General features: G+C 66.5%; 17 protein-coding genes. 12 read left to right on the top strand and 5 right to left on the bottom strand.

Going from position 1 to position 23,846, the window contains the following annotated elements; all coding sequences use genetic code 11:
• Positions 1-45: 45 nt before the first annotated feature.
• The 11 genes from paoA to AC54AG_RS19440 all read left to right on the top strand — a co-directional run bounded on the left by paoA (position 46) and on the right by AC54AG_RS19440 (position 15,103).
• A complete protein-coding gene (gene paoA, locus AC54AG_RS19390) occupies positions 46-693 on the top strand; it encodes an aldehyde dehydrogenase iron-sulfur subunit PaoA (protein WP_496631335.1) in 648 nt (215 codons plus the stop codon).
• The gene (locus AC54AG_RS19395; protein WP_496631336.1) at positions 690-1,649 is read left to right on the top strand and encodes an FAD binding domain-containing protein; all 960 of its coding nucleotides are present in this window, start codon (positions 690-692) and stop codon (positions 1,647-1,649) included. Before paoA ends, AC54AG_RS19395 begins: the two co-directional genes overlap by 4 nt.
• Before the next feature lie 4 nt (positions 1,650-1,653).
• Positions 1,654-3,852 (top strand): aldehyde oxidoreductase molybdenum-binding subunit PaoC, encoded by a 2,199-nt coding sequence (gene paoC / locus AC54AG_RS19400; RefSeq protein ID WP_496631337.1) that lies wholly within the window; start codon positions 1,654-1,656, stop codon positions 3,850-3,852.
• Between the two features lie 125 nt (positions 3,853-3,977).
• Positions 3,978-5,615 (top strand): response regulator, encoded by a 1,638-nt coding sequence (locus tag AC54AG_RS19405; protein WP_496631338.1) that lies wholly within the window; start codon positions 3,978-3,980, stop codon positions 5,613-5,615.
• 23 nt (positions 5,616-5,638) lie between these two features.
• On the top strand, positions 5,639-6,640 hold the full coding sequence (locus AC54AG_RS19410; RefSeq protein WP_496631339.1) for an ABC transporter substrate-binding protein: 1,002 nt from the start codon (positions 5,639-5,641) through the stop codon (positions 6,638-6,640).
• 10 nt (positions 6,641-6,650) lie between these two features.
• On the top strand, positions 6,651-9,155 hold the full coding sequence (locus tag AC54AG_RS19415) for an ATP-binding protein (protein WP_496631340.1): 2,505 nt from the start codon (positions 6,651-6,653) through the stop codon (positions 9,153-9,155).
• A 136-nt stretch (positions 9,156-9,291) separates the two neighbouring features.
• Positions 9,292-9,810, top strand: a complete 519-nt coding sequence (locus AC54AG_RS19420) for a sigma-70 family RNA polymerase sigma factor (protein ID WP_496631341.1) — start codon at positions 9,292-9,294, stop codon at positions 9,808-9,810.
• Positions 9,807-10,781 (top strand): FecR family protein, encoded by a 975-nt coding sequence (locus tag AC54AG_RS19425; RefSeq protein ID WP_496631342.1) that lies wholly within the window; start codon positions 9,807-9,809, stop codon positions 10,779-10,781. Before AC54AG_RS19420 ends, AC54AG_RS19425 begins: the two co-directional genes overlap by 4 nt.
• A 95-nt stretch (positions 10,782-10,876) precedes the next feature.
• Positions 10,877-13,249 carry a TonB-dependent siderophore receptor gene (locus AC54AG_RS19430; protein WP_496631343.1) on the top strand — a complete coding sequence of 791 codons (2,373 nt, stop codon included), beginning with the start codon at positions 10,877-10,879 and terminating at the stop codon, positions 13,247-13,249.
• Between the two features lie 145 nt (positions 13,250-13,394).
• A complete protein-coding gene (locus AC54AG_RS19435) occupies positions 13,395-14,027 on the top strand; it encodes a hypothetical protein (RefSeq protein ID WP_139143522.1) in 633 nt (210 codons plus the stop codon).
• Positions 14,028-14,116: 89 nt separating this feature from the next.
• Complete coding sequence (locus AC54AG_RS19440; protein ID WP_070305954.1) at positions 14,117-15,103, top strand: magnesium and cobalt transport protein CorA; 987 nt, start codon at positions 14,117-14,119, stop codon at positions 15,101-15,103.
• A gap of 10 nt (positions 15,104-15,113) precedes the next feature.
• Here the strand turns inward: AC54AG_RS19440 and AC54AG_RS19445 are convergent, their stop codons facing one another.
• The gene (locus AC54AG_RS19445) at positions 15,114-15,812 is read right to left on the bottom strand and encodes an alpha/beta hydrolase (protein WP_496631344.1); all 699 of its coding nucleotides are present in this window, start codon (positions 15,810-15,812) and stop codon (positions 15,114-15,116) included.
• A 229-nt stretch (positions 15,813-16,041) separates the two neighbouring features.
• Between AC54AG_RS19445 and AC54AG_RS19450 the strand changes: the two genes are divergently transcribed.
• Entirely contained in the window at positions 16,042-16,419 is a 378-nt protein-coding gene (locus AC54AG_RS19450; protein ID WP_496631434.1) for a c-type cytochrome, read from the top strand.
• A gap of 36 nt (positions 16,420-16,455) precedes the next feature.
• Here the strand turns inward: AC54AG_RS19450 and AC54AG_RS19455 are convergent, their stop codons facing one another.
• The 4 genes from AC54AG_RS19455 to AC54AG_RS19470 form a co-directional block, all read right to left on the bottom strand.
• Positions 16,456-17,301, bottom strand: coding sequence for a universal stress protein (locus AC54AG_RS19455; RefSeq protein WP_496631345.1), 846 nt, complete (start codon positions 17,299-17,301; stop codon positions 16,456-16,458).
• A 35-nt stretch (positions 17,302-17,336) separates the two neighbouring features.
• Positions 17,337-19,142: a PHA/PHB synthase family protein gene (locus AC54AG_RS19460; protein ID WP_496631346.1), complete on the bottom strand. Its 1,806-nt coding sequence runs from the start codon at positions 19,140-19,142 to the stop codon at positions 17,337-17,339.
• 62 nt (positions 19,143-19,204) lie between these two features.
• Positions 19,205-22,702, bottom strand: a complete 3,498-nt coding sequence (locus tag AC54AG_RS19465) for a PAS domain S-box protein (RefSeq protein ID WP_496631347.1) — start codon at positions 22,700-22,702, stop codon at positions 19,205-19,207.
• Positions 22,699-23,841 carry an FIST signal transduction protein gene (locus AC54AG_RS19470; RefSeq protein WP_496631348.1) on the bottom strand — a complete coding sequence of 381 codons (1,143 nt, stop codon included), beginning with the start codon at positions 23,839-23,841 and terminating at the stop codon, positions 22,699-22,701. Before AC54AG_RS19470 ends, AC54AG_RS19465 begins: the two co-directional genes overlap by 4 nt.
• Between the last annotated feature and the right edge of the window lie 5 nt (positions 23,842-23,846).

Consider the following 23,846-nt stretch of genomic DNA (forward strand, 5'->3'; position numbering starts at 1 on the left):
TGCATGCGCCCACCCAGCCAGTCCACAGCCAGGAGGAAGCGCGAGATGACAGAGTCCCATCACATCAATGCCGGCAGGCGCGGCTTGCTGATTGCCGGCGCGCTGTCGGCCACGGCGGCGGCCGTGCCCGGCGTCGCGGGAGCGGCGCAGGCCGTCAGCACGACCGGCCAGGCGCCACCAGTCCTGATGAAAGTCAGCCTCGATGTCAACGGCCGGCGCCACAGCTTGGAACTCGACACGCGCACCACCTTGCTCGACGCCTTGCGCGAACATTTGCAGCTGACGGGCACCAAGAAGGGCTGCGACCACGGCCAGTGCGGCGCCTGCACCGTCATGCTCGACGGCCAGCGCATCAATGCCTGTTTAACTCTTGCCGTGATGCATGACGGCGCCAAGGTCACCACCATCGAGGGGCTGGGCACACCCGAGAAGCTGCACCCGATGCAGGCCGCCTTCATCGCCCACGACGGTTATCAATGCGGCTATTGCACGCCGGGGCAGATCTGCTCGGCCGTCGCCGCGCTGGGAGAGATACGCCAGGGCATCCCCAGTCACGTCAGCACGGACTTGAACGCGGTCCCGCAGGCAACGCCGGAAGAGCTGCGCGAACGCATGAGCGGCAACATCTGCCGCTGCGGCGCCTACTCCAACATCATCGAGGCCATCACCGAGGTGGCGGGGAGGCCGGCATGAGAGTGTTCAGCTACCAGAAGGCCACTTCACCGGCCGAAGCGGCGGCGGCCGCCGTGAACACGCCGGGCGCTCGCTTCATCGCGGGCGGGACGAATCTGCTCGACCTGATGAAGCTGGAAATCGAAACGCCGGCACACTTGATCGACGTCAATGGCCTCGCGCTGGATACGGTGGAAGCAACAAAGGATGGCGGCTTGCGCATCGGCGCCCTCGTGCGCAACACGGCGCTGGCCGCGCACGCCGCCGTGCGGCGCGATTATGGCGTGTTGTCGCGCGCCTTGCTGGCCGGCGCCTCGGCGCAATTGCGCAACAAGGCGACGACGGCGGGCAACCTCTTGCAGCGCACGCGCTGCCCGTATTTCTATGACACGAACCAGGCCTGCAACAAGCGCGTGCCGGGCAGCGGCTGCTCGGCCATCGGCGGTTTCAGCCGGCCGCTGGCGATTCTGGGCGGCAGCTATGCCTGCATCGCCACGCACCCGAGCGACATGGCCGTGGCCATGCGCGTGCTCGATGCCGGCATCGACACGGTGCGGGCCGATGGCAGCACGCGCAGCATCCCCATCGCCGACTTTTACCGCTTGCCGGGCAACACTCCGCACGTGGAAACCGTGCTGCAGCCCGGCGAACTGATCACCAGCGTCACCTTGCCCCCGCCCGTTGGCGGCACGCACGTCTACCGCAAGGTGCGCGACCGAGCTTCATACGCGTTCGCGCTCGTGTCCGTGGCGGCCATCATCTTGCCCAACGGCACGGGCAGGCTGGCCTTGGGCGGCGTCGCGCCGCAGCCGTGGCGCGTGTCCGCCGCAGAGCAGGCCATGCCCGATGGCGCCGCCGCCGTGAGCGAACGCCTGCTGGCCGGCGCCCATCCCACTGACGACAACGGCTTCAAGGTGACCCTGGCGCAGCGCACGATTGCCTCGGTGCTGGCGCAAGCACAAGCGAAGAAAGGCTAGGGCCATGAAATTTTCGACACCTGCGACCACCAATCCCATCGACCAGCTGAAAATCGTGGGCCGCCCCACGGACCGCATCGACGGCCCCCTGAAAACCACGGGCACGGCGCCGTATGCATATGAACAGAACAAGGCCGCGCCGCATGCGGCCTACGGCCATGTCGTCGGCGCGGCCATCGCCAAGGGGCGTATCGCCTCGATCGACACGAGCGCCGCGCGGCGCGCGCCGGGCGTGCTGGCAGTGGTGACGGCCGAGTCGGCTGGCAAGCTGGGCAAAGGCAAGATGAACACGGCAAAGCTGCTGGGCGGGCCGGACATTGAACATTACCACCAGGCCATCGCGCTGGTGGTGGCGGAAACCTTCGAGCAAGCCCGCTCGGCCGCACAGTTGCTTGATGTCAAGTATGTCGAGCAACAGGGCGTGTTCGACCTGGCCAGGGCCAAGGGCGGCGCCACCAAGCCGAAGGAGGGCAAGCCCGACAGCAAGACGGGCAACTTCGCCGGCGCCTATGCCCATGCTCCCGTGCGCCTGGATGCCAGCTACACGACGCCGGACCAGTCGCACGCCATGATGGAGCCGCACGCCTCGATTGCCGCCTGGGAAGGCGACAAGGTGACGGTGTGGACGGCGAACCAGATGGTGGACTGGGGCCGCGGCGACCTGGCCCGCACTTTGGGGATACCGAAAGACAAGGTGCGCATCGTTTCGCCATATATCGGTGGCGGCTTCGGCGGCAAGCTGTTCGTGCGCGCGGAAGCCTTGCTGGCGGCTCTGGGGGCGCGCGCGGCCCAGCGTCCCGTCAAGGTCGCCCTGGCGCGGCCCCTGATGATCAACAACACGACGCACCGGCCCGCCACCATCCAGCGCCTGCGCATCGGCGCCACGCGCGACGGCAAGATCACGGCCATTGGCCATGAATCGTGGTCCGGCGACTTGAAAGGGGGGCAACCGGAAACGGCCGTGATGCAGACGCGGCTGCTGTATGCGGGACCGAACCGCATGACGGCCATGCGCCTGGCCGTGCTTGACTTGCCGGAAGGCAATGCCATGCGCGCGCCGGGCGAGGCGCCTGGGATGATGGCGCTGGAAATCGCCATGGACGAGATGGCGGACAAGCTGAAAATGGACCCCATCGTCTTCCGTATCCTGAACGATACGAAAGTGGATCCGGAAAAGCCGAGCCGTCCATTCTCCCAGCGCCGTTTGATCGATTGCCTGCGCACGGGCGCCGTGGAATTCGGCTGGAAAGAGCGATCGGCGCAGCCGGGCATGCGGCGCGATGGCCGCTGGCTCGTGGGCATGGGCGTGGCGGCCGCCTTCCGCAACAACCTCGTCATGCAGTCCGCCGCCCGCGTGCGTCTTGACGGCAACGGTATCGTGACCGTGGAAACGGACATGACGGATATCGGCACGGGCAGTTACACCATCATCGCGCAGACGGCGGCGGAAATGCTGGGCGTGACCTTGAACAAGGTGGTCGTGCGCCTGGGCGACTCGGATTTTCCCGTCTCGGCCGGCTCGGGCGGGCAGTGGGGCGGCAACAGTTCCACGGCTGGCGTGTACGCGGCCTGCGTGCGCCTGCGCCAGGCCATCGCCGGCAAGCTGGGCTTCGATGAGAAAGAGGCGCGCTTTTCCGACGGCCAGGTCAGCCAGGGCGAGCGCAGCGTGCCGCTCGCTGCCGCCGCCTACCATGGCGACGTCGTCGCGGAAGACCATATGGAATACGGCGACCTCGATAAAAAATTCCAGCAATCGACGTTCGGCGCCCATTTCGTCGAAGTGGGCGTGGACGGCGACACGGGCGAAGTGCGCGTGCGCCGCATGCTGGCCGTGTGCGCGGCCGGGCGCATTTTGAACCCGAAAGCGGCGCGCAGCCAGGTGATCGGCGCCATGACCATGGGCGTGGGCGCGGCCCTGATGGAAGAACTGGTGGTCGATCAGCGCCGCGGCTTCTTCGTCAACCATGACCTGGCCAGCTACGAAGTGCCCGTGCACGCCGACATCCCGCACCAGGACGTCATCTTCCTCGATGAAACGGACCCCACGTCCTCGCCCATGAAAGCCAAGGGCGTGGGCGAGCTGGGCATCTGCGGCGTGGCGGCCGCCATCGCCAATGCCGTCTACAACGCGACGGGGGTGCGCGTGCGCGACTATCCGCTGACGCTAGACAAGCTGCTGCGGGGGCTGCCCGTGATGAGCTGACATCTGCCTGGCGTCCTTGCGCGCGTGACAATGCGTGTATTTTTGGTAATTTTCAAGTGCTATGCTCGGAACGCATGTTGCGGGGAAAATTTCCGGCCCGCAAGGCCATGCCGCCAGGAGAATGCATGAACAGCTCATCAATGCCGCCGCGGATACTGATCGTCGATGACGAACTGGCGCATGTGCGCGCGCTGTGCGACACCTTGCGCGGCCAGGCGTATGACACGACGGGGCTCGCTTCGGGCGAGGCGGCGCTGTCCCTGCTGGCCGTCGAATCGTTCGACCTGCTGCTGGTCGACCTGATGATGCCGGGCATGAACGGCATCGCCGTGGTGGAAGCGGCGCGCAAGATCGATCCCGACCTGGCCTGCATCGTCATGACGGGCGAAGGCACGATCGCCTCGGCCGTGCAGGCCATGAAGGCGGGGGCGCTCGATTACGTCGTCAAGCCGTTCAAGGTGTCGGGAATCCTGCTGATACTGGCGCGGGCGCTGGAGACGCGCCAGCTGCGCATCGCCAATGCGCGCCTGGAACTGCTGCTGCGCCAGCATACGGCCGAACTCGACGCCATGAACAAGGATTTGCAGCTGGCCCGCGAAGTGGCCGAGCGGGCAAACCAGGAAAAGACCAATTTTCTGTCCAGCATGAGCCACGAGCTGCGCACGCCGCTCAACGCCATCATGGGATTTTCGCAGATGCTGATGTCCGATTCCATCCCCTCGACGGGGCAGGAAAAGAAAACCTTTGCCTCGCACATCTTCGGCGCCGGCCGGCATTTGCTGACCCTGATCAACGACATCCTCGACATCGCCAAGATCGAGTCGGGCAATATGTCGCTGTCGATGGAACCCGTAAGCCTGGCCGACATCTACCACGAATGCTGGCAAATGATGGAACCGCTGGCGCACAAGCGCGGCATCACCCTGACGTTCGTCGAAGCGGGCGGCGTGCATGTGCTGGCCGACCGCACGCGCCTCAAGCAGGTGCTGATCAACCTGCTGTCGAATGCCGTCAAGTACAACCGCGAACAGGGCGAGATCCACGTCGATTGCCAGCCCGTCGACGCGCGCCAGCTGCGCCTGTCCGTGCGCGACACGGGCGGCGGCATGAGCGCGGCGCAGCTGGAGGCGCTGTTCCAGCCCTTCAACCGCCTGGGACGCGATGCGCGCGACGAGGAGGGTACGGGACTGGGGCTGGTGGTCAGCAAGCGCCTGGCCGAAGCCATGCAGGCCAGGCTGGGCGTGGCCAGCACACCCGGGCGCGGCAGCACCTTCTGGCTCGATATCGCCAGTTGCCCGGCGCGCCAGCCGCCGCAGGAAAGTGCGCGCCTGTCCGTCATTGCCCGGCCCGCCGAAGCGGTACGGCTGCCGGACCGCAAGACGCTGCTGTATGTGGAAGACAATCCCCTGAATGTGACCCTGGTGGCGGGTTTGATCCATTTCCGTCCCGATCTCGACCTGCTGTCGGCCGGCGACGGCCAGACGGGCCTGGACATGGCGCGCCGCCACCTGCCGCAGCTGATACTGATGGATAGCGACCTGCCCGACATCAGCGGAACGCAAGTCATGCAGCTGCTGCGTGCCGATGCCCGCACTGCGCATATCCCCGTCATCGCCCTGACGGCCGTGGCCGGGCCCGGCGATATCCGCCAGGGGCTGGCGGCGGGCTTTTACCGCTATCTCACCAAGCCGATCGACGTAACGGCGTTTTCCGAGGCCATCAACAGCGCGCTGGAGTCGGCCACGGCGCAGTGCAGCGCATGAGCGGCCGGGCGCCGCGGCGGTGGATGGCCAGGCTGGCAGCCATCGTGCTGTTGCTGGCGCTGGTTGCCGTGGCCATCTGGCAGTTCCATGCCCGTCCCGCCGCGCCGCGCGGCCCCGTGGAAGTGCTGCGCCTGGCCGTGAATGCGGAATACGTGGGCAGCTGCCCCGTCCTGGCCGCGCACGGGCAGGGGCATTTCGCGCGCGAAGGCATCGATGCGCGGCTGCAGCCGTATTCGTCGGGCAAGGCCTCGATGGAAGCCGTGTTGCAGGGCAAGGCCGACCTGGGCACGGTTTCGGATATTCCCGTCGTGCTGGCCAGCCTGCGGAACCAGTCCGTCGTCATCATTGCCAGCATCTTCGAGGCCGAGCGCGACCACGGTATCGTGGGGCGCCTGGACCGCGGCGTATCCACGCCCGCCAGCCTGAAGGGCAAGCGCATCGGCGTGACCCTGGGCACCTCCGGCCAGTTTACGCTGGACGCCTTTTTGAACCGCCAGAAGCTGCTGCCCGCCGAAGTCACCTTGCGCAACTACGCGCCCGAGCAGCTGGCCGGAGCGCTGGCGCGGGGCGAGATCGATGCGGCGGCTGGCTGGGAACCGTTCCTGACGGGCATGACGCATGCCATCGCCGGCAAGGCGGCCATCTTCTATGGCGAGGATGTCTATGCGGGCCTGTTCAACGTGGCCGGCACGGACGGCTATGTGCGCAGCCACCCGGCCACGGTGCGCAAGGTGCTGCGCGCGCTGATCGCCGGCGCCCGTTTTTGCCAGGACGAGCCCGACGCCGCGCGCGCCCTGTTTGCCAAGGCATCGGCCAGCGAGACGGCGCGCCTGCAGGCAGCCTGGCACGGTTACCGCTTCGGTGTCGTGCTCGACCAAGGCTTGCTGCTGGCGCTGGAAGACGAGGCGCGCTGGGCCATCAGGAACCGGCTGGCCGAGCACGGCGACATGCCGAACTTCCTCGACGCCGTTTACCTGGACGGCCTCGAAGCCGTGGCGCCATCGGCCGTGACGGTCATTCATTGAGAAGGCCACCGTGAAAATCGTAACGCGTTTCAAGCTGGCCGAACTGTTTTGCGTGGTGCTCGTGGCCATCATCGTCGCCATGCTGTTTTCCACCACCATGGCGATGCAGCGCGAACTGGCGAAGAACAAGGCGGCGGCCGATATCCTGCAAGCCGTCACGTCGCTGCGCTACCTGTCGATCGAATATGCGCTGCACCGTGGCGAGCGCACGCGGGCCCAATGGCAGCTGCGCAGCGAATCGCTGTCTTCGGGCCTGCTGGCCACGCCCGCCTTCAGCACGGACGAGGAGCGCGCGCTGCTGCTGAAATTGCAGGGCGACCTGGCCGGCGTGGGCGGCCTGTTCCACCTGTTTGTCGCGAACCACCGCGAACTGGGGCAGGACCCGCAGCGGCGCGAAGTGCTGGACGAGCTGGAGTCGCGCCTGTCCGGCCAGATCATGGGCAAGGTGCAGGGCATGATTTCGGAGGCGATGCGGCTGTCCGAATTGAGCCGGCAAGGCGTGCTGGAGGCGCAGCAGCGGGCCAACGTGGCCGTGATGCTGTTTGGCGGGATGATCATCGCGCTGGTGGCCGGCCTGATTTACTTCACCATCACCAGCGTCACGGGACCGCTGGAAAAACTGCGCCAGGGTACCCTGATCGTCGGCGCCGGCAAGCTGGACTTCTCGCTCGGCGTGCACACCAAAAATGAAATCGGCGACCTGGCGCGCGCCTTCGACGGCATGACGGAAAAGCTGCGCCGCACCACCGTCTCGCGCGACGAGCTGGCGCACACGAATGCCGCGCTGGAAACGCAGATCGCCGAACGCCAGCTGGCCGAGCGCAAGGTGCATGAACAGCTCGAACGCCTGAACCTGCTGCAGCAGATCACGCGCTCGATCGGCGAGCGGCAGGACTTGCGCAGCATCTTTCAGGTGGTGGTGCGCAGCCTGGAAGAGCAGCTGCCCATCGATTTCAGCTGCATCTGCCTGTACGAACCGTCGCAGCACGCGCTGCAGGTGACGTGCGTGGGCGTGCGCAGCGAGGCGCTGGCGCAGTCGTTCATGATGAGCGAACACGCGCACATTCCCATCGACGAGAATGGCCTGTCGAGCTGCGTGCGCGGCAAGCTTGTGTATGAAGCCGACATCGCCGGGGTGGCGTTTCCGTTTCCGCAGCGCCTGGCGCAAGGGGGACTGCGCGCCCTCGTCATGGCGCCGCTGCTGGCCGAAAACACGGTGTTCGGCATCCTGATCGTGGCGCGCCGCGCCGCAAACAGCTTTACCAGCGGCGAGTGCGAATTCCTCAGCCAGCTGAGCGAGCACGTGGCGCTGGCCGCCAACCAGGCGCAGCTCTACGGTGCACTGCAGCGCGCGTATGACGATTTACGCCAGACGCAGCAGTCTGTGATGCAGCAGGAACGTTTGCGCGCGCTGGGGCAGATGGCCAGCGGCATCGCGCACGACATCAATAACGCCATTTCCCCCGTGGCCCTGTACACGGAATCGCTGCTGGAGACGGAAACCAGTCTCAGTCCGCAGGGCCGGCATTGCCTGGAAGTGATCGAACGGGCCATCGACGACGTGGCCGCCACCGTGGCGCGCATGCGCGAATTCTACCGCCAGCGCGAACCGCAACTGGCGCTCTCGCCCATCGACGCGAACCTGGTGGTGCAGCAGGTGCTGGACCTGACGCGCGCGCGCTGGAGCGACATGCCGCAGCAGCGCGGCATCGTCATCGCCCTGCGCACGGAGCTGGCCGACGCACTGCCCATGCTGCCCGGCAGCGTGGGCGAATTGCGCGAAGCGCTGACCAACCTCGTCTTCAACGCCGTCGACGCCATGCCCGATGGCGGCACGCTGACCGTGCGCACGGCCGGCGTGGGCGCGCCCGGCCAGGTGCTGATCGAAGTGGCCGACACGGGCCTCGGCATGGACGAGAACACGCGCCGCCGCTGCCTGGAACCGTTTTTCACCACCAAGGGCGAGCGGGGCACGGGCCTGGGCCTGGCCATGGTGTACGGCATGATGGAGCGCCATGGCGCCAGCATCGACATCGTCACGGCGCCGGGGCAGGGCACGGCGGTGCGCCTGGCGTTTCCCGCTTGCGCGGCGGACGCGGGGGAGCCGGCGCCCGACGCGGCCCACGCCGTGCCGCCGCGCCTGCGCATCCTCGTCGTCGACGACGACCCGATGGTGCTCAAGTCCCTGCGCGACATCCTGGAAATCGATGGCCACGACGTGGTGTCCGCCGATGGGGGCCAGGCCGGCATCGACAGCTTCCTGGCCGCGCGCGACCGGCACGAAGATTTCGAGGTAGTCATCACGGACCTGGGCATGCCCCACGTGGACGGGCGCAAGGTGGCCAGCGCCGTGCGCCAGTGTTCGCCGGCCACGCCCATCATCATGCTCACGGGCTGGGGCCAGCGCCTGGCGGCCGACAGCGACTATCCCGAACACGTCAACTGCGTGCTGGGCAAGCCGCCCCGGCTGAAGGAACTGCGGCGTGCCCTGAATGCGGTTATCTCGACGGCTTAGCCTGCTGCGGCATCCCTCGTCCTTCAAGACTGCTGCTGCGTTGTCGGCGCCTGACAACAATGGCAAAATTGCGGGACAGGCTCCAGTCTCTGCAATATAATGAGAATCATTATCATTAAAGCCGCCGGATCCGCTCTTGTCTGCCTTGCCTTTTCCCTCGAATGACGCCACCCTGGCCGCCAGCCTGTTTACGGGCCACCATGGCTGGCTGTTGCAGCGCTTGCTGTTACGCCTGCGCAACCGGGCGGAGGCGGAAGATGTTACTTCGGAAACCTTTGTGCGCGTGTTGCATGCGGGGCGGCTGGCCGCCATCCGCGAGCCGCGCGCCTATCTCACGACGGTAGCGAAAAGCATCTTGCTGCAGCAGTGGCGGCGGCGCGATATCGAGCAGGCCTATCTCGACACCCTGGCGCTGCTGCCGGACGCCGTCCAGCCATCGCCCGAGGAACGCGCCGTGCTGCTCGAAGCGCTGGAGCGGCTGTCGCGCGCGCTCGATACCTTGTCCGTCAAGGCGCGCAGCGCCTTTCTCATGAGCCAGCTCGATGGCCTTACGTATGCGCAGATCGCGGCGCAATTGGGCGTATCGGCCAGCATGGTGCGCCAGTATATGGCGCAAGGCTTGCGCTGCTGCCTGGCCGCCGCGGAGCCGGCATGAGCATGTCCCCTGCGGTACAGGACGCCGCCATCGGCTGGCTGGTCGAACTCAGTTCGGGCGAGGCGGACGCGGCCCAGCATCAGGCCTTCGCTCGCTGGCTGGCCGCCGATGCGCGCCATGCGGCCGCGTGGCACACCCTGGGGCAGGCCGTCGAGCACAGCGTCGGCCCGCTGCAGGCGGCGGGCGGGGCGGGGACCGTCGGGCAAACCCTGGCGCGCGCCGCCCGGCACGATGAGCAGCGGCGCCAGTGGCTGCAGGGCGCCCTGTGTCTGGCGGGCGCGGCCCTCGGCGGCGCCTGGCTGCTGCGCGGCAGCCCGTTCTTGCCGGACTGGAGCGCGGACCTGCATACGGCCACGGCCAAGCGGGGCAGCTACACGCTGGCCGACGGCAGCGTGCTGACTTTGGATGCCCGTTCCTCGGCCGATACGGACCTCACGCATGAGCATCGCCACGTCACCTTGCGCCAGGGCCAGCTGCTGGCCAGGGTGGCGCATGCGGCAAACGCGCCATTCCTGTTGCGCAGCGCGCACGGCACGGTGACGGCGCCGGGTGGCGAGCTGATGCTGCGGCGCGAAGCGCAGGGCACCGTGGCGCTGGCCCTGCGGGGCGATATCGACGTGCGTCCGGCCGGTAAAGGGCTGGCACGCGTGCTGCGCCAGGGCCAGGCGGCGCGCTTCGACGCGGACCGGCTGACCCTGCTGCCCGGCATGGCGCCAGGGCAGGCGATGGCGTGGGAGCAGGGCATGCTGGTGGCCGTCGACCAGCCGCTGGGCGAAGTGGTGGCCGCCTTGCGGCCGTACCGCCACGGCTACATCGACATCACGGCGCAGGCGGCGGCGCTGCGCGTGTCCGGCAATTACTCGCTCGACGACAGCGGCGCCACCTTGCTGGCGCTGGCCGAAACCCTGCCTGTCACCTTGCGCCAGGGGCCCGGCGGCTGGTGGACGGGCATCGACCTGAAGGCAGGCTGACATTTTTTTTTGCGCCGGCACTGTCACTTTTGGCGCGCCGCGACTCATACCTGGTGTAGCCCCACTTTTCCTTCACCACAAGATAGAGTCCCAGCATGCCACCATTGTTGATGCGCCAGATTCCCCTGGCTGTAATGTTACTTTCCTGCGCCGCGCCCACCGTCCTGGCGCAAACGCCAGCGGCGCAAATGGCGCCAGCCACCGTGCGCTATGACGTGCCGGCCCAGCCCTTGAACGCCAGCCTGATCGCGATTGCCAGCCGTGGCGGCGTGCGCATTTCCATCGATGCGGACCTGGCGCGCGGCGCCAGCGGCGCGGCCGTGCACGGCGATTTCACGGCGGAGCAGGCCTTGCGGCACGCCTTGCAGGGCACGCAGTTGGTCCTGCTCAAGACCGATAGCGGCGTCTATACCGTGCAAGCGGCGGCGCCACAGGCCGCCGCCCATCCCGAGGCAACGATGCCGGAAGTGGTCATCACCACCAATTACCTGGGCCAGGTGACGGAAGACACGGGTTCCTATACGACGGGCGCCGTCAGCACGGCGAACCGCCTGGTGCTGTCGCCGCGCGAGACGCCGCACGCGGTCAGCGTCGTCACGCGCCAGCAGATGGACGATTTCGGCCTGGTGCAGCTCAGCGAAGTGCTGAACCACACGCCGGGCGTGTACGTGCAGCACATCGACAGCGAACGCACGATTTACTATGCGCGCGGTTTTTCGCTGGACAATTTCAGTTACGACGGCTTGCCGTGGACGCGCGACGCTTCGCTGAACCTGGGCGAGTCCCTGGCCAATATGGACCTGTACGACCGGGTCGAGGTGCTGAAAGGCGCGAATGCGCTGATGAGCGGAGCCGGCACGCCGGGCGCCACGGTCAACCTGATCCGCAAGAAGCCCACGCGCGAATTGCGCGCGCTGGCCGACCTGTCGGCCGGATCGTGGAGCAATTACCGCGGCATGGCGGATGTGGGCGGCCCCCTGAACGACAGCGGCAGCGTGCGTGCGCGCGCCGTGGCCTCGTACCAGGACAAGCACTCGTTCGTCGACCGCTACCAGCGCCGCTCCGAACTGGCCTATGGCACGCTGGAGGCGGACCTGTCGCCGCGCACCTTGCTGACCGTGGGCGCCGACTACCAGCATACGGTGCCGCGCAATAGCGACTGGGGCGGCGCGCCCCTGTTCGACGCGGACGGCAACCGTTTCACCATGCCCCGCTCGTTCACCGGCGCGCCCACCTGGAGCACGCAGCAGACGCAAGCCAAATCCGTCTTCGCCTCGCTCGAGCACACGTTCGACAATGGCTGGCTGGCCAATCTGCGCCTGATCCACCAGGCCAACGCCCTGTACGCGCCCGTCGCCTACCTGGACGGTTTCCCGAAGGCGGACGGCAGCGGCACGTCCGTCACGGCGCGCCAGTACAACAGCGACGCCACCAGCAATGGCCTCGACGTGTACGCCAAGGGGCCGTTTACCTTGCTGGGCCGCACGCATGAACTGGTGGTGGGCGCGAACGCCTACCGCAAACAGTCGGACGACGTTTTCAGCCCGTATTCCTTCATCAAGGTCGATAATATCTATACTTACCGGGGCATAGTCGCTGAGCCGAAGTGGGAACTGGACACGGCCCGCGAAGTCATCCGCCAGAAGGCCGTGTATGCGACGGGCCGCTTTTCGCTGCCGCAGGGCGTGCACGTGATCATGGGCGGGCGCCTGTCGTCCTACGTCAACCCAACGGCCGAGATCGATGAAGCGTCGATCTTCACGCCGTATGCGGGCCTGACGTGGGACTTCGCGCCAAACCTGACGGCGTTTGCCAGCTACAGCGACATCTTCAGTCCGCAAAACAGCCGCGACGTCGACAACAAGACCCTGGACCCCGTGCTGGGCAAGAATATCGAGGCGGGCGTGAAGGGCGTATTCCTCAACGGCCGCCTGAACGCCAGCGCGGCCGCGTTCGAGGTTCGCCAGGATAATTTTGCCGAGTCTGTCGACGCCGTGAACAAGGTGACGGGCATGGACGCCTACCGCGCCATCGACGGCGTGCGCTCGCGCGGCGTGGAGCTGGAAGTGTCGGGCCAGCTGATGCCGGGCTGGCAATTGCAGGCTGGCTACACGCACAAGATCGCGCGCGACGCGGCCGGCAAGGTCAACACGCTGGCGCCCGAAGACCAGCTCAGCCTGTACAGCACCTGGCAGCCGATGCCGCGCCTGACGCTGGGTGGCGGCGCCCGCTGGCAATCGCATACCTGGCAGCAAACCCGGGCCGTGCGCGGCGGCACCACCACCGTGCACCAGGGCTCGTACGCCGTGTTCGACGCCATGGCGCGCTACCAGGTCTCCGATCGCCTGGCCCTGTCGCTCAACCTCAACAACCTGGCCGACCGCAGCTACTACGGCATCAGCACGGGCCGCAGGGTCAGTTACGGCGACCCGCGCAATGCGATGCTGAGCCTGAACTACCGCTATTGAGACGTGATGAGACGCGACGCGCAGGCAAACCGCACATTATAAAATTGCCATATGGAAATATTTAATATATTATCTTTTATGGCAATATTGGTTATGTTGAATTAACTAATGTTTCGATGAAACCTACTTTGAATCTGGATTTCTTGTGCGTAAAGATAGTGTGCGTGGTGTATTGAGTGTCTTGCTGGCTGCGGCCAGCGTGAGTGCCTGGGCGGCCCAGGCGGGTGACGAAGTCGTGGCAAAGCCGGCGGTGGAAACGCCGGTGGCGCAGCCTGTTGCTGCGGAAGCGGCCGCCGTGCCCGCGGTTGCGAAACTGAGCCTGGTATCCTCGGGCGAGCAGATGGTGGTGGACTACGGCACCAGTGGCAGCAAGGAGGAGTGCAAGGACTTCACGCCGGCGGGCAAGGTGTACGACGCCACGACCTTGCGCGAAAAATTGTTGCCGTTTATCTCGAAGATGGTCGAGCGTTCGCGGCGCATGACGGGCGTGCTGCCGCAAGTGGAGAAGACGCTGACGGCGGGCGTACCGGTCTGGGTGCAGGCTTACGCCGACTGGCCGGCCGAACACGGCTTGCGCGCCGGTTCCTGCGGCCCGCTGACCTTGCAGCTGACGCCGGAAGCGGGCAAGACATATCAGGTGGAATTCCGTTTCCTGGGTGAAAACAAGTGCAAGCAGGTGCTGCTCGATGTGACGGATCCGGCGGCCAGGCAGGAAATCGAGGCGCCCGTCACCGCCGCCTGCGCGGCGCCGAAAAAATCGCTGTTCGGCCTGTTCTAAGCTTCGTTGCGGGCGACGGTGGCCAACTTAACAGAGTGACAGTGTCATTCCGCTATACTGACGGCCCGACATCGTAGCCCGAAAATCACATGGACCTGAGTACCCACGCCGCCGTCGTCAATTGCGAAGCGTATCGCGACGGCAAGAAGATCGCCCACTTCGACATCGACAAGGTGGGCGACTTTCTCGGCGACCCCGATTGTTTCGTCTGGATCGGCATGGCCAGCCCCGACGCCACGGCCATGCAGGCGCTGCAATCGGCGTTCGGCTTGCACGAACTGGCCGTCGAGGATGCGCAGGGCGCGCACGAGCGGCCCAAGCTGGAAGAGTACGGCGACACCCTGTTCATGGTGATGCACACGGCCACCCTCGATGGCGAGGCCATCGTCTATGGCGAAACCCACGTCTTTCTCGGCCCACGCTTCATCATCACGGTGCGCCATGGCCCCTCGGCCGGCTATGCGAAGCTGCGCGAGCGCAAGGAAAGCGTGCCCGAGAAACTGGCCAGCGGCCCCGGCTACGTGCTGTATTCGATCATCGATTTCATCGTTGACCAGTACCAGCCCTGCATCGACCATTTGCAGGCCCGCTTCCAGCACTACGAACTGCAGCTGTTCAAGCCCAGTTTGAGCGAAGACAAGCTGCAGGATTTCTACCAGCTCAAGACGGAGCTGCTCAAGCTTGATGCGGCCGTCAACCCCCTGCACGACATCTGCACCCAGCTCATCCGCTTTCATGGCGACATCGTGCCCAAGGAAAACCGCATCTATTACCGCGACATTCTCGACCACGTCAAACGGGTCACGCACACGGCGGGGCAGATGCGCGAGCTGGTCAATTCGGCCATGCAGGTGGCGCTGGGGCAGATCTCGATCCGCCAGAACGAGGTGGTCAAGCGCCTGGCCGCCTGGGCCGCCATCCTGGCCGTGCCCACCATGGTCTTCAGCCTGTACGGCATGAACTTCGAATTCATGCCGGAACTGAAGTGGCGCGGCAGCTATCCGGCCGTGATCGCCATCATCATCGCCGGCTGCTTCTGGTTGCACCGGCGGCTGAAGCGCGAAGGGTGGCTGTAGCGGAGCACGCTTACCCGCCGACCACCGCGCCTGCCGCTTCGAGTATCAGCGCCGCCACTTCCACGGGGCGCGAAGCCAGCGACGCGTGGCTGGCGTTGAGCGTGATGACCTTCCTGGCGCCCAGCCGCGCCGCCATGCGCTCCTGGTTGACGGGGGAAATCATGCGGTCGGCGCTGGAAATCTGGTACCAGCTGGGTTTGTGCTTCCAGGCCGGGTCGTTGACGGTGTCGCCGAAGGTGCTGGCCAGCGGCGCTTTCTGCACCACCCCCAGCACGGCGCCTTCTTCCGCGTCGAGGTCCTGGCAAAAGCTGTCATGGTATTGCTCGGGCTTGACCCACAGATAGCCGTCGCTGTCGCCCTCGAGGCTGGCCGCGCCGATGGGCGGGTGTTCCTGCGTGATGCTGCCCGGGCTTTCGCCCGCGTCGGGCGCGAAGGCGGCGATGTAGACGAGGCCCGCGACATTCGGCGCATTGCCGGCCACGCTGATGACGGCGCCGCCGTAGGAGTGTCCCACCAGCAATACCGGGCCATCGACCTGCGTCACCATCTTGCGCGTGCGCTCGGCATCGTCGGCCAGCGACGTCAACGGCAGTTCGACGGCGCGGATGGCCGTGTGGCCGTGGCGCCGCAATTCGGCAATGACGCGGCTCCAGTGGGCGGCGCCGCCCCAGAAACCGTGGACGAGGACGATGGTGGCTTGCTTGCTCATGCGAATACTCCTTGTGGCGGTGGCGCTGACAGGGGCGACGCAGGCCGCGCGGCCCGTCAGCAGGCGGCAGGGCAGTGTCCAGCCTGGCTATTGTAGGCCGTTCCCTGGCTGCAGGCGTCACTTGGTGAATGAGCAATCCCGGTTAAAATATGATCTGGAGCGTTGCAGCGGCATTGACGGGGTTTGCCCTGAGCCAGCTCCGTTGATATCAATAACAAACTACATGACAATGAAATTAGTATTAACCGCTACGCTGGGCCTTTTATCTTTGCTTCACACATCGTCCTCCTTCGCGGAGAATATCAATGGAAAAAATCTCTACATGCAGCGATGCGCCGTGTGCCACGGAGCGGAGATCAAGGGGACAGGGCCGCTGGCAAATAAAAGCAACCCCCGTACCCCCGATCTGACCACCGCCGCTTTCAAGAAACGGCTCAATGATTATCCGGGCGTGATCGTCTCGTCGGTCATCCTTCGTCCGAATGGCGACCTGATTCCGAAAACCCTGAAAGAGAATGGCGTCAAGATTGCGCCGCACGCCTGGAGCGTGAAGGATTTCCGCGATCTGAATCAATACATGAGCGGCGTGATTTTACAAAAACGATGACACCGCACGGCATGCCGACATGACCGCACGGCCGCGCTAGTGCGACACCAGCACCGGTAACGTCATCTGTTGCAGCACCGTGCGCGTGACGCCGCCCAGCAGCGCTTCGCGCAGGCGCATGTGGCTGTAGCAGCCCATCACGAGCAGGTCGCAGTGGCGCTGGGCCGCCATGGCCAGCAGGGCCGTGCCCACGTCCTGGCCCGGCGGCGTGTCGTGCTGCAGCACCTCGACGTTGACGCCGTGGCGCGCCAGGTACAGGGCCAGGTCGGCGCCTGGCTGCTCGCCATGCGCGGCCGGCTGGGCGTGCGAATTGACGACGGCCAGCGTCACCTGCCGCGCCCCTTGCAGCAGCGGCAGCGCATCGGTGATGGCGCGCAGCGCTTCGGCGCTGCCGTTCCAGGCCAGCAGCGGATGCTGCGCGATGCCCGCTGGCGCGGCGGACGGCGTGTGCGGCACCATCAGCACGGGCCGGCCGCAATGGAGCATCAGGTATTCGGGCGTGCCGGCGATGACGCGCGACGGCGTATCCTGCGCATCCGTCTGGCCCAGGATCAGCAAGTCGCAATAGCGTGCCTGCAGCAGCAGCGCGCCTTGCGCGTCGTCGTCGACGAAGCGCGTTTCGTAGGTTCCCAGGCCTTCTTCGCGGGCGATGCGCTCGAAGTCGTGCAAGGCCTCGCTGGCCTGGGAGCGCAGCGCCTGCATCTGCGCCGGCGCAAATTGCAGCGCGTTGACGCCGCCGCCATACGCGTAGCGCGAGATGCCGCTCATGGCCGAGCCGATCAGGTGCGCGCCTTCGGCAACGGCCAGGCGCACGGCCAGGCGGATGCGCTGGGCGCAGTGGCGGGAATTGTCGACGTGGACCAGCAGGGTGGTGTAGGGCATGGCGTTTTCCTCGGTTGTCGCTCGGTTGTCGGTGGTCAGGTTTGCAGCACGTAGCGGCCCGGCGCGTCGCCCAGGCCGGGCCCCATGGCTGGCGGCGCCACTTGCGCCTCGGAGCGCTGCGCCAGCCACGCCTGCCAGGCGGGCCACCACGAACCCTCGTGGTGCGGCACGTCGTGCTGCCAGCTGTCCGCGTCGATGTAGGGTGCGTCGTGGCCGTGCGTGGCCAGCTGGTAGCTGCGGCGTGGCTGGCCCGGCGGCGAGACGACGCCCGCATTGTGGCCGCCCGAGGTGAGCAAAAAGGTGACGTCCGTGTCGGTCAGCAGTTGCAGCTTGTATGCGGAGCGCCACGGCGCCACGTGGTCCGTCAGGGTGCCGACGGCAAAGATCGGCGCATCGATGTCGGGCAAGGCGATGTGGCGGCCCGAAGTGCGGTAGCGGCCTTCGGCCAGGTCGTTGTGCAGGAACAGACGGCGCAGGTATTCCGAGTGCATGCGGCAGGGCATGCGCGTGGCGTCCGCATTCCAGGCCATCAGGTCGCTGTCCTGCTCGTCTTGTACGAGCAGATAATGGCGCAGCTGGCGCGACCAGACCAGGTCGTTCGAGCGCAGCAGCTGGAAAGCGCCCGCCATCTGCTTCGTATCGAGGTAGCCCTGTTTCCACATGGCCGCTTCCAGGAAGCTGACCTGGCTCTCGTCGATGAATAGTGACAGTTCGCCCGGCTCCTTGAAATCCACCTGCGAGGCCAGCATGGTGAGGCTGGCCAGGCGCGCATCGCCGTCGCGCGCCATCGTGGCGGCGGCGATCGCCAGCAGGGTGCCGCCCAGGCAGTAGCCGGCCGCGTGCACCTGCGGCGCGCCCGTGATGCGGACAACGGCGTCGAGCGCCTCCATCACGCCCAGCTGGCGGTAGTCTTCCAGCGACAGCTCGCGGTCTTCTTCCGTGGGGTTTTTCCAGGAAATCATGAACACCGTGTGGCCCTGGCCCACCAGATAGCGCACCAGCGAATTGTGCGGCGACAGGTCGAGAATATAGAACTTCATGATCCACGCGGGCACGAACAGCAGGGGCGTCGCATGCACCGTGGCGGTCGTGGGCGCGTACTGTATCAATTCGATCAAGTCGTTGCGGTAGACCACCTTGCCCGGCGTGACGGCCACGTTCCCGCCCACCTTGTAGCGGCGCGTGTCGGACGCATACGGTCCCATGGCGGCGCGCTGCCAGTCTTCGGCCAGGTGCTGCGCGCCGCGCGCCAGGCTGGCGCCGCCACTCTCGAGGGCCGCTTGCTGGACCACGGGATTGGTCAGCATGAAGTTCGACGGTGCCAGCATGTCGAGCCACTGGCGCACGGTAAACGTGACGACATCCTCGTGGTGCGGCGTGACCCCGCGCACGCCCGTGGTGGCGCGGTGCCACCATTGCTGCTGCAGCAGGAAACCCTGGTAGACGAGGTTGTACGGCCAGCGCCGCCAGGCCGGATCGTCGAAGCGCCGGTCCTGCGGCAGCGGCGCGATGCATGGCGGCTCGAAGGCGCCGCCGGCCATGGCCGATTGCAAGGCATATTGCTGCCAGCGGCCGATCTTCCTCCACGCTTCCTGCAGCAGGGTTTGCTGCTTCGACGGCGCCAGCGCCAGGTGGCCGAGCCAGTCGGCATAGGCGTTGCCCAGCGCGGCCGGCGAAATGCCGCCCGTGAACTTGCCCAGCCAGGCGTTCAGCAGCAAGTCCAGGGTGGCGCCTTCCGGCGCGCTTTCCGGATAGTCGGGCGCCGGCACGCCTTGCCAGGCGCTGCCCAGGCGCTCATGTTCAACGTCGTGCGCCGCTTCGCTCGGCTGCGTCTTGCTCATCCAGGGCTCCTGTCATTTTTTTACAGGATAGCAAGAGCTTGTTTAAAAAATTATGATCTACATCAAGTTTGGCCGGATGCGTGCAGCATGTGGCTTGCCGCCTGGATGGCCGTGTCCGTTTCCTGCACAAACAGCCGCAGTTGCTCGTCCAGCGCATCGAGCCGCGCCAGCAACGCACCCTGCGGCGCCTTTGCCGCTTCGCGCTCGATGGCGGCGGCGATGGCGACGGCCGGTGCGGCGCGGAAATTGGCCAGCAAGCCGGCCAGGGTGTGCGCCTGCCGGCTGACGGTGCCCCGGTCGCCCGCCCGAAGGGCCGCGCGCAGGGCCTCCAGCTGCGCCGGCAAGCCGGTCAGGAACGATGCGCCGATGATGCCGATCACGTCGGCGTCGGCCTGGGCCAGCGCGGCGCCGTAGCCGAAGCGCGGCGTCTGTTTGTTTATCTGCAACACATGCTGCTCGATCAGGCTGTGGAAGGCGGCCGTGCGGAACGGCTTGGACAGGTAGTCGTCCATGCCGCCGGCGATGCAGCGTTCGCGGTCGCCTTCGAGGGCGTTGGCCGTCATGGCGATGATGACGCTTCGCGGCATGCCTTGCGCTTCGCGCGCGCGGATCTGCGCGGTGGCTTCGAAACCGCCCATCTCCGGCATTTGCAAGTCCATCAGGATCATGTCGAAATGGCCGGCGGCCTGGCAATCGAGGGCGATGCGGCCGTTTGCCGCGTGCGTGACGCGGTGGCCCGCATTCGACAGCAGCACGGTGGCCAGTTCGCGGTTCATGGCGTTGTCCTCGACGAGCAGGATGTCCAGGCCGGGCATGCTTTCGCGTACGGCCTGGCGTGTCGCCACGGGCGCGGCGCTGGGCATGCCGCGGCGGGTGCCCAGCACGCTCATGGCGACGGTCAGCAATTCCTCGGGGCTGGCAGGCTTGAGCAGGTAGCCGCCAATGCCTAGTTCGCGGCAGCGCGCCGCGTCGCCCAGGCTGCCGCAGGACGACAGCATGACGATGGGCGCCTGGCTCCAGTGGGGCAGGGCGGCCAGCGCCGATGCTGTGTCGAAGCCGTTCATGCCGGGCATGGCGAAATCCATGATGATGCAGTCCGCCGGCAAGGCGCCGTGGCAGTGCGCCAGCGCCGCCTCGCCCGACTCGCAGGCGGTGACCGTGGCGCCGCTGTGCTCGAAGATCCGGCGCAGGATGGTCAGGCTGCTGGGATTGTCGTCGACCAGCAGGATGTTGCGTGCGGCCAGCGAGGCGCCGGGCGGCGGCGCCAGGGGCTGCTGCTCGCCGATGGGCAGTGCCAGGTCCACGGTGAAACAGCTGCCCTTGCCCAGTTCGCTCGTCAGGCCGATGCCGCCATCCATCATCGTCACCAGGCGGCGCGTGATCGACAGGCCCAGTCCCGTGCCGCCGAAGCGCCGCGTGGTCGACCCGTCTTCCTGCTGGAAGGCGTCGAAAACGGCCTCCTGCATGTCGGCGGCGATGCCGATGCCCGTGTCGCGCACGCTCAGGCGCAGGCAGGCCACGCCATCGCCGCTGGCGCGCAGCCGGGCGCTGACGACCACCTCGCCCTGCGGCGTGAACTTGATGGCGTTGCCCGCCAGGTTGGTCAGCACCTGGCGCAGCCGGCCCGGGTCGCCGAGCAGGGTGTGCGGCAGCGCGGGATCGACGTCGAGCACCAGTTCCAGGCCGCTGGCCTGCGCCCGCATGGCGTGCGCGCGCATGGTTTCCTGCAGCAGCTGGCGCAGGTCGAAGGGGATGCTTTCCAGGGTCAGCATGCCCGCCTCGATCTTCGAGAAATCGAGGATGTCGTTGATGATGCACAGCAGAGCATCGGCCGAGGCCTTGACGATTTCCAGGTATTTGCGCTGGTGGGCATCGAGCTCGGAATCGAGCACCAGGTCCGTCATGCCGAGGATGCCGTTCATCGGCGTGCGGATCTCGTGGCTCATGTTGGCCAGGAATTCGCTCTTCGAGCGGCTGGCCGATTCGGCCACTTCCTTGGCCAGCAGCAGCGCGCGCTCGGCCGCCTTTTGGCTGGAAATGTCGACGATGGTGCCCACCAGGCCGTGCAGGCTGCCGTCGGACTTCAGCAGGGCCGCCTTGCTGCACAGGACATCGACCTGCCGCGTGCCGACGGTCAGCCGGTCCTCATACGACTGGTTGCCCCGGTCCTGCAGCAGTGCCAGGTCGTGCTGCAGCGCTTGCTGCGCCTGCTGCTGCGGCAGGATGTCGGCCACCGTCAGGCCCGGGATGCGCGCCTGGTCGAGGTGGAAGAAGGCGCAGAAGGCGCGGTTGGCGCGCAGGTAGCGGCCCTGCACATCCTTCAGGTACAAGGGGATAGGGATGGTTTCGATCAGCGCGTCGACGAAGTTGAGGTTGTGGCGCAGCTCGCGCGCCGCCTGGCGCCGCTCCGTGATGTCCGTCAAGCTGCCCGTGATACCGGCCAGCCGCCCCAGGCCATCGCGTTCGGCGCGCGCGCACACGTCGATCCAGCGCACGTCGCCATCGCGGGTCACGTAGCGCGCTTCATGGCGCATGCTGTCCACCTGGCCGCTCAGCAGATGGGACAGGCCGGCTGCGGCGCGCTCGCGGTCGCGCGGATCGACGAATTGCAGCACGCTCTTGCCCAGGCTGCCGGCAGCGCCAAAGCCCGTGATGGTGTGCCAGGCGGGGTTCAGGAAGGTCCAGGCGCCGTGCAGGTCCGTGCGGAAGACCACTTCATTGAGGCTGTTGACGACGTTGCGGTATTCGCGCTCGCTTTTCGCGATGGTCTCGGCCATGCGCTTGCTGTCGCTGATTTCCGTGCGGATGGCGATGTACTGATAGGGTTTTCCGGCCGCGTCGAGGAAGGGCACGATGGTGGCGTCGACCCAGTATTGCCCGCCATCCTTGGCATGGTTGCAGATTTCGCCGTGCCACACGTGGCCGGCCGTAATGGTTTGCCACATCTGCGCAAAGAAGGCGTCCGGATGCGCGCGCGAATTGATCAGGCGGTGCGTCTTGCCGACCAGCTCTTCGCGCGCGAAGCCGCTGATGGCGCAGAACTTGTCGTTGACGTAGATGATGACGCCGGCCGTGTCCGTGACGCTGACGATGGCATGCTGGTCCATCGCGAAGCGCTGGTTCTGCAATTCGATGCGGCGCAGTTCCTGCTGCGACACCAGCTCGGCCAGCAGCACCGACAGGCCTTCGATATCGTCTTCCTGCGGCAGGCGCAGGCCGGAATCGTTGTTGTCGAGCAGGCGCACGGCCGCCACGCGCAGCGACTGGATCACGCGGTTGCGGCTGGCCAGTTCCGTGCGCAGCAGGTCATTCGTCATGCTCAGTTCATTCGAACTCAGTTCCAGGCTGCGCGAGCGCAGGTCCAGATCGCGTTCGGACTGTTCGTAGGCGCCGTCGATGCGCTGCAGCAGGGCTGGCAAGCCGGCCAGAAAACCGGCCAGTTCGGGCGGCGTGTCCGCCCGCCCGCACAGTGTCTGCGCCTGTTCCAGCAGGGCGGCGCAGGCGGCGTCCGAGTCGATATCGCAGACGCGGTTCAACTGGCGTGCCAGGGTGCGGTTCATGCTTCGCTCAATACAGTCACGGTCATCGTCTGGTTATGCAGCTGGCATGCGCCATGCGGCTGGGCGATGCCGATTTCGCCGTTCGAGTAAAAGCCGGCGATGCAGGCCGCGCCGCCCAGCAGGTCTGCCACGGCTTCGACCTCTTCCTCGGCCCGGTCGCCCATCACCAGCTTGCGTCCCACGCAGCTGACCAGCAGGGCCAGCTGGTCGCCCTGCGCATCGGCGTGGGGGGCGACGCCGCGCGCGGCCGTCTCGGCCCCGTCGATCAGCCGGTTGGTACTGGAATGCATCAGTCTCAAGTAGCCGTCGGCGAGGATGTCGCCGGCCAGGGTCAGCGAACCTTGCTCTTCATCGACGGCGAGGATGGTGCGAAAGACATTGCTTTTTTCATGCGCGGCCGTGAGCATTTCAAACGGGAACAGCAGGCCTGAAGCGGGCAGGTCGCGCGCATGGTCGCCCAGGTACAGCTTGTAGATGTCGAGCGCCCGCGCGCCGTCGAGGCCATACAGCACGTTGTCGACGCAGCGCGTCACCTTGCGCGCGGGGCCGAACGCTTCCCAGCCCGCATGGCTGCCGTAGCCGAGGCGGATGCGTTCGCCGTACAGGCCGACGGCGACGATGGTATTGTCGGCCGCGCCGCGCGGGCCCAGGGTCCACGTCTGGAGGAAGGCGCCGCCGTCCGCCGCCAGCCCGCCCGACACCGTCACGCCAGGCGGCAGGTTCGCCTGCAGGCCGGCGATCAGGGCGCTGCCGTTGATGGCCACGCCCGTGCCCAGCATGAAGACGGCCGTCAGGCCATCGTGCGGCAGGGCCTGCGCCAGGCGCTCGCCCGCGTCGTGCGAATCTGCCATGTCGCAGATGATGGCGTCGGCAATCGCCACCGTGGTGTGGGCGAAGCGGATGGCCGTGATGACGCAGCTGTCGTCGTGGACGCGCTTGCCGGCGATCTCGCCCGCCGTGGAGCAGCCGGCGATGACGGCGCCGGGCAGCTGCCGGCGCAGCGCCGCGCTCAATCCTGGCGTGGCAAAGTAGGGGCAGGCGCCGAAGACCAGCACCAGGTCGGGGGCCATGGCGGCCAGCGGCGCCAGGGCCGCATCGAAGTCGGCATGGCTGTTCAGGATCAGTTGTTGCACGCGCATGGCAG

This window comes from Janthinobacterium sp. BCJ23 (genome assembly GCF_059617945.1).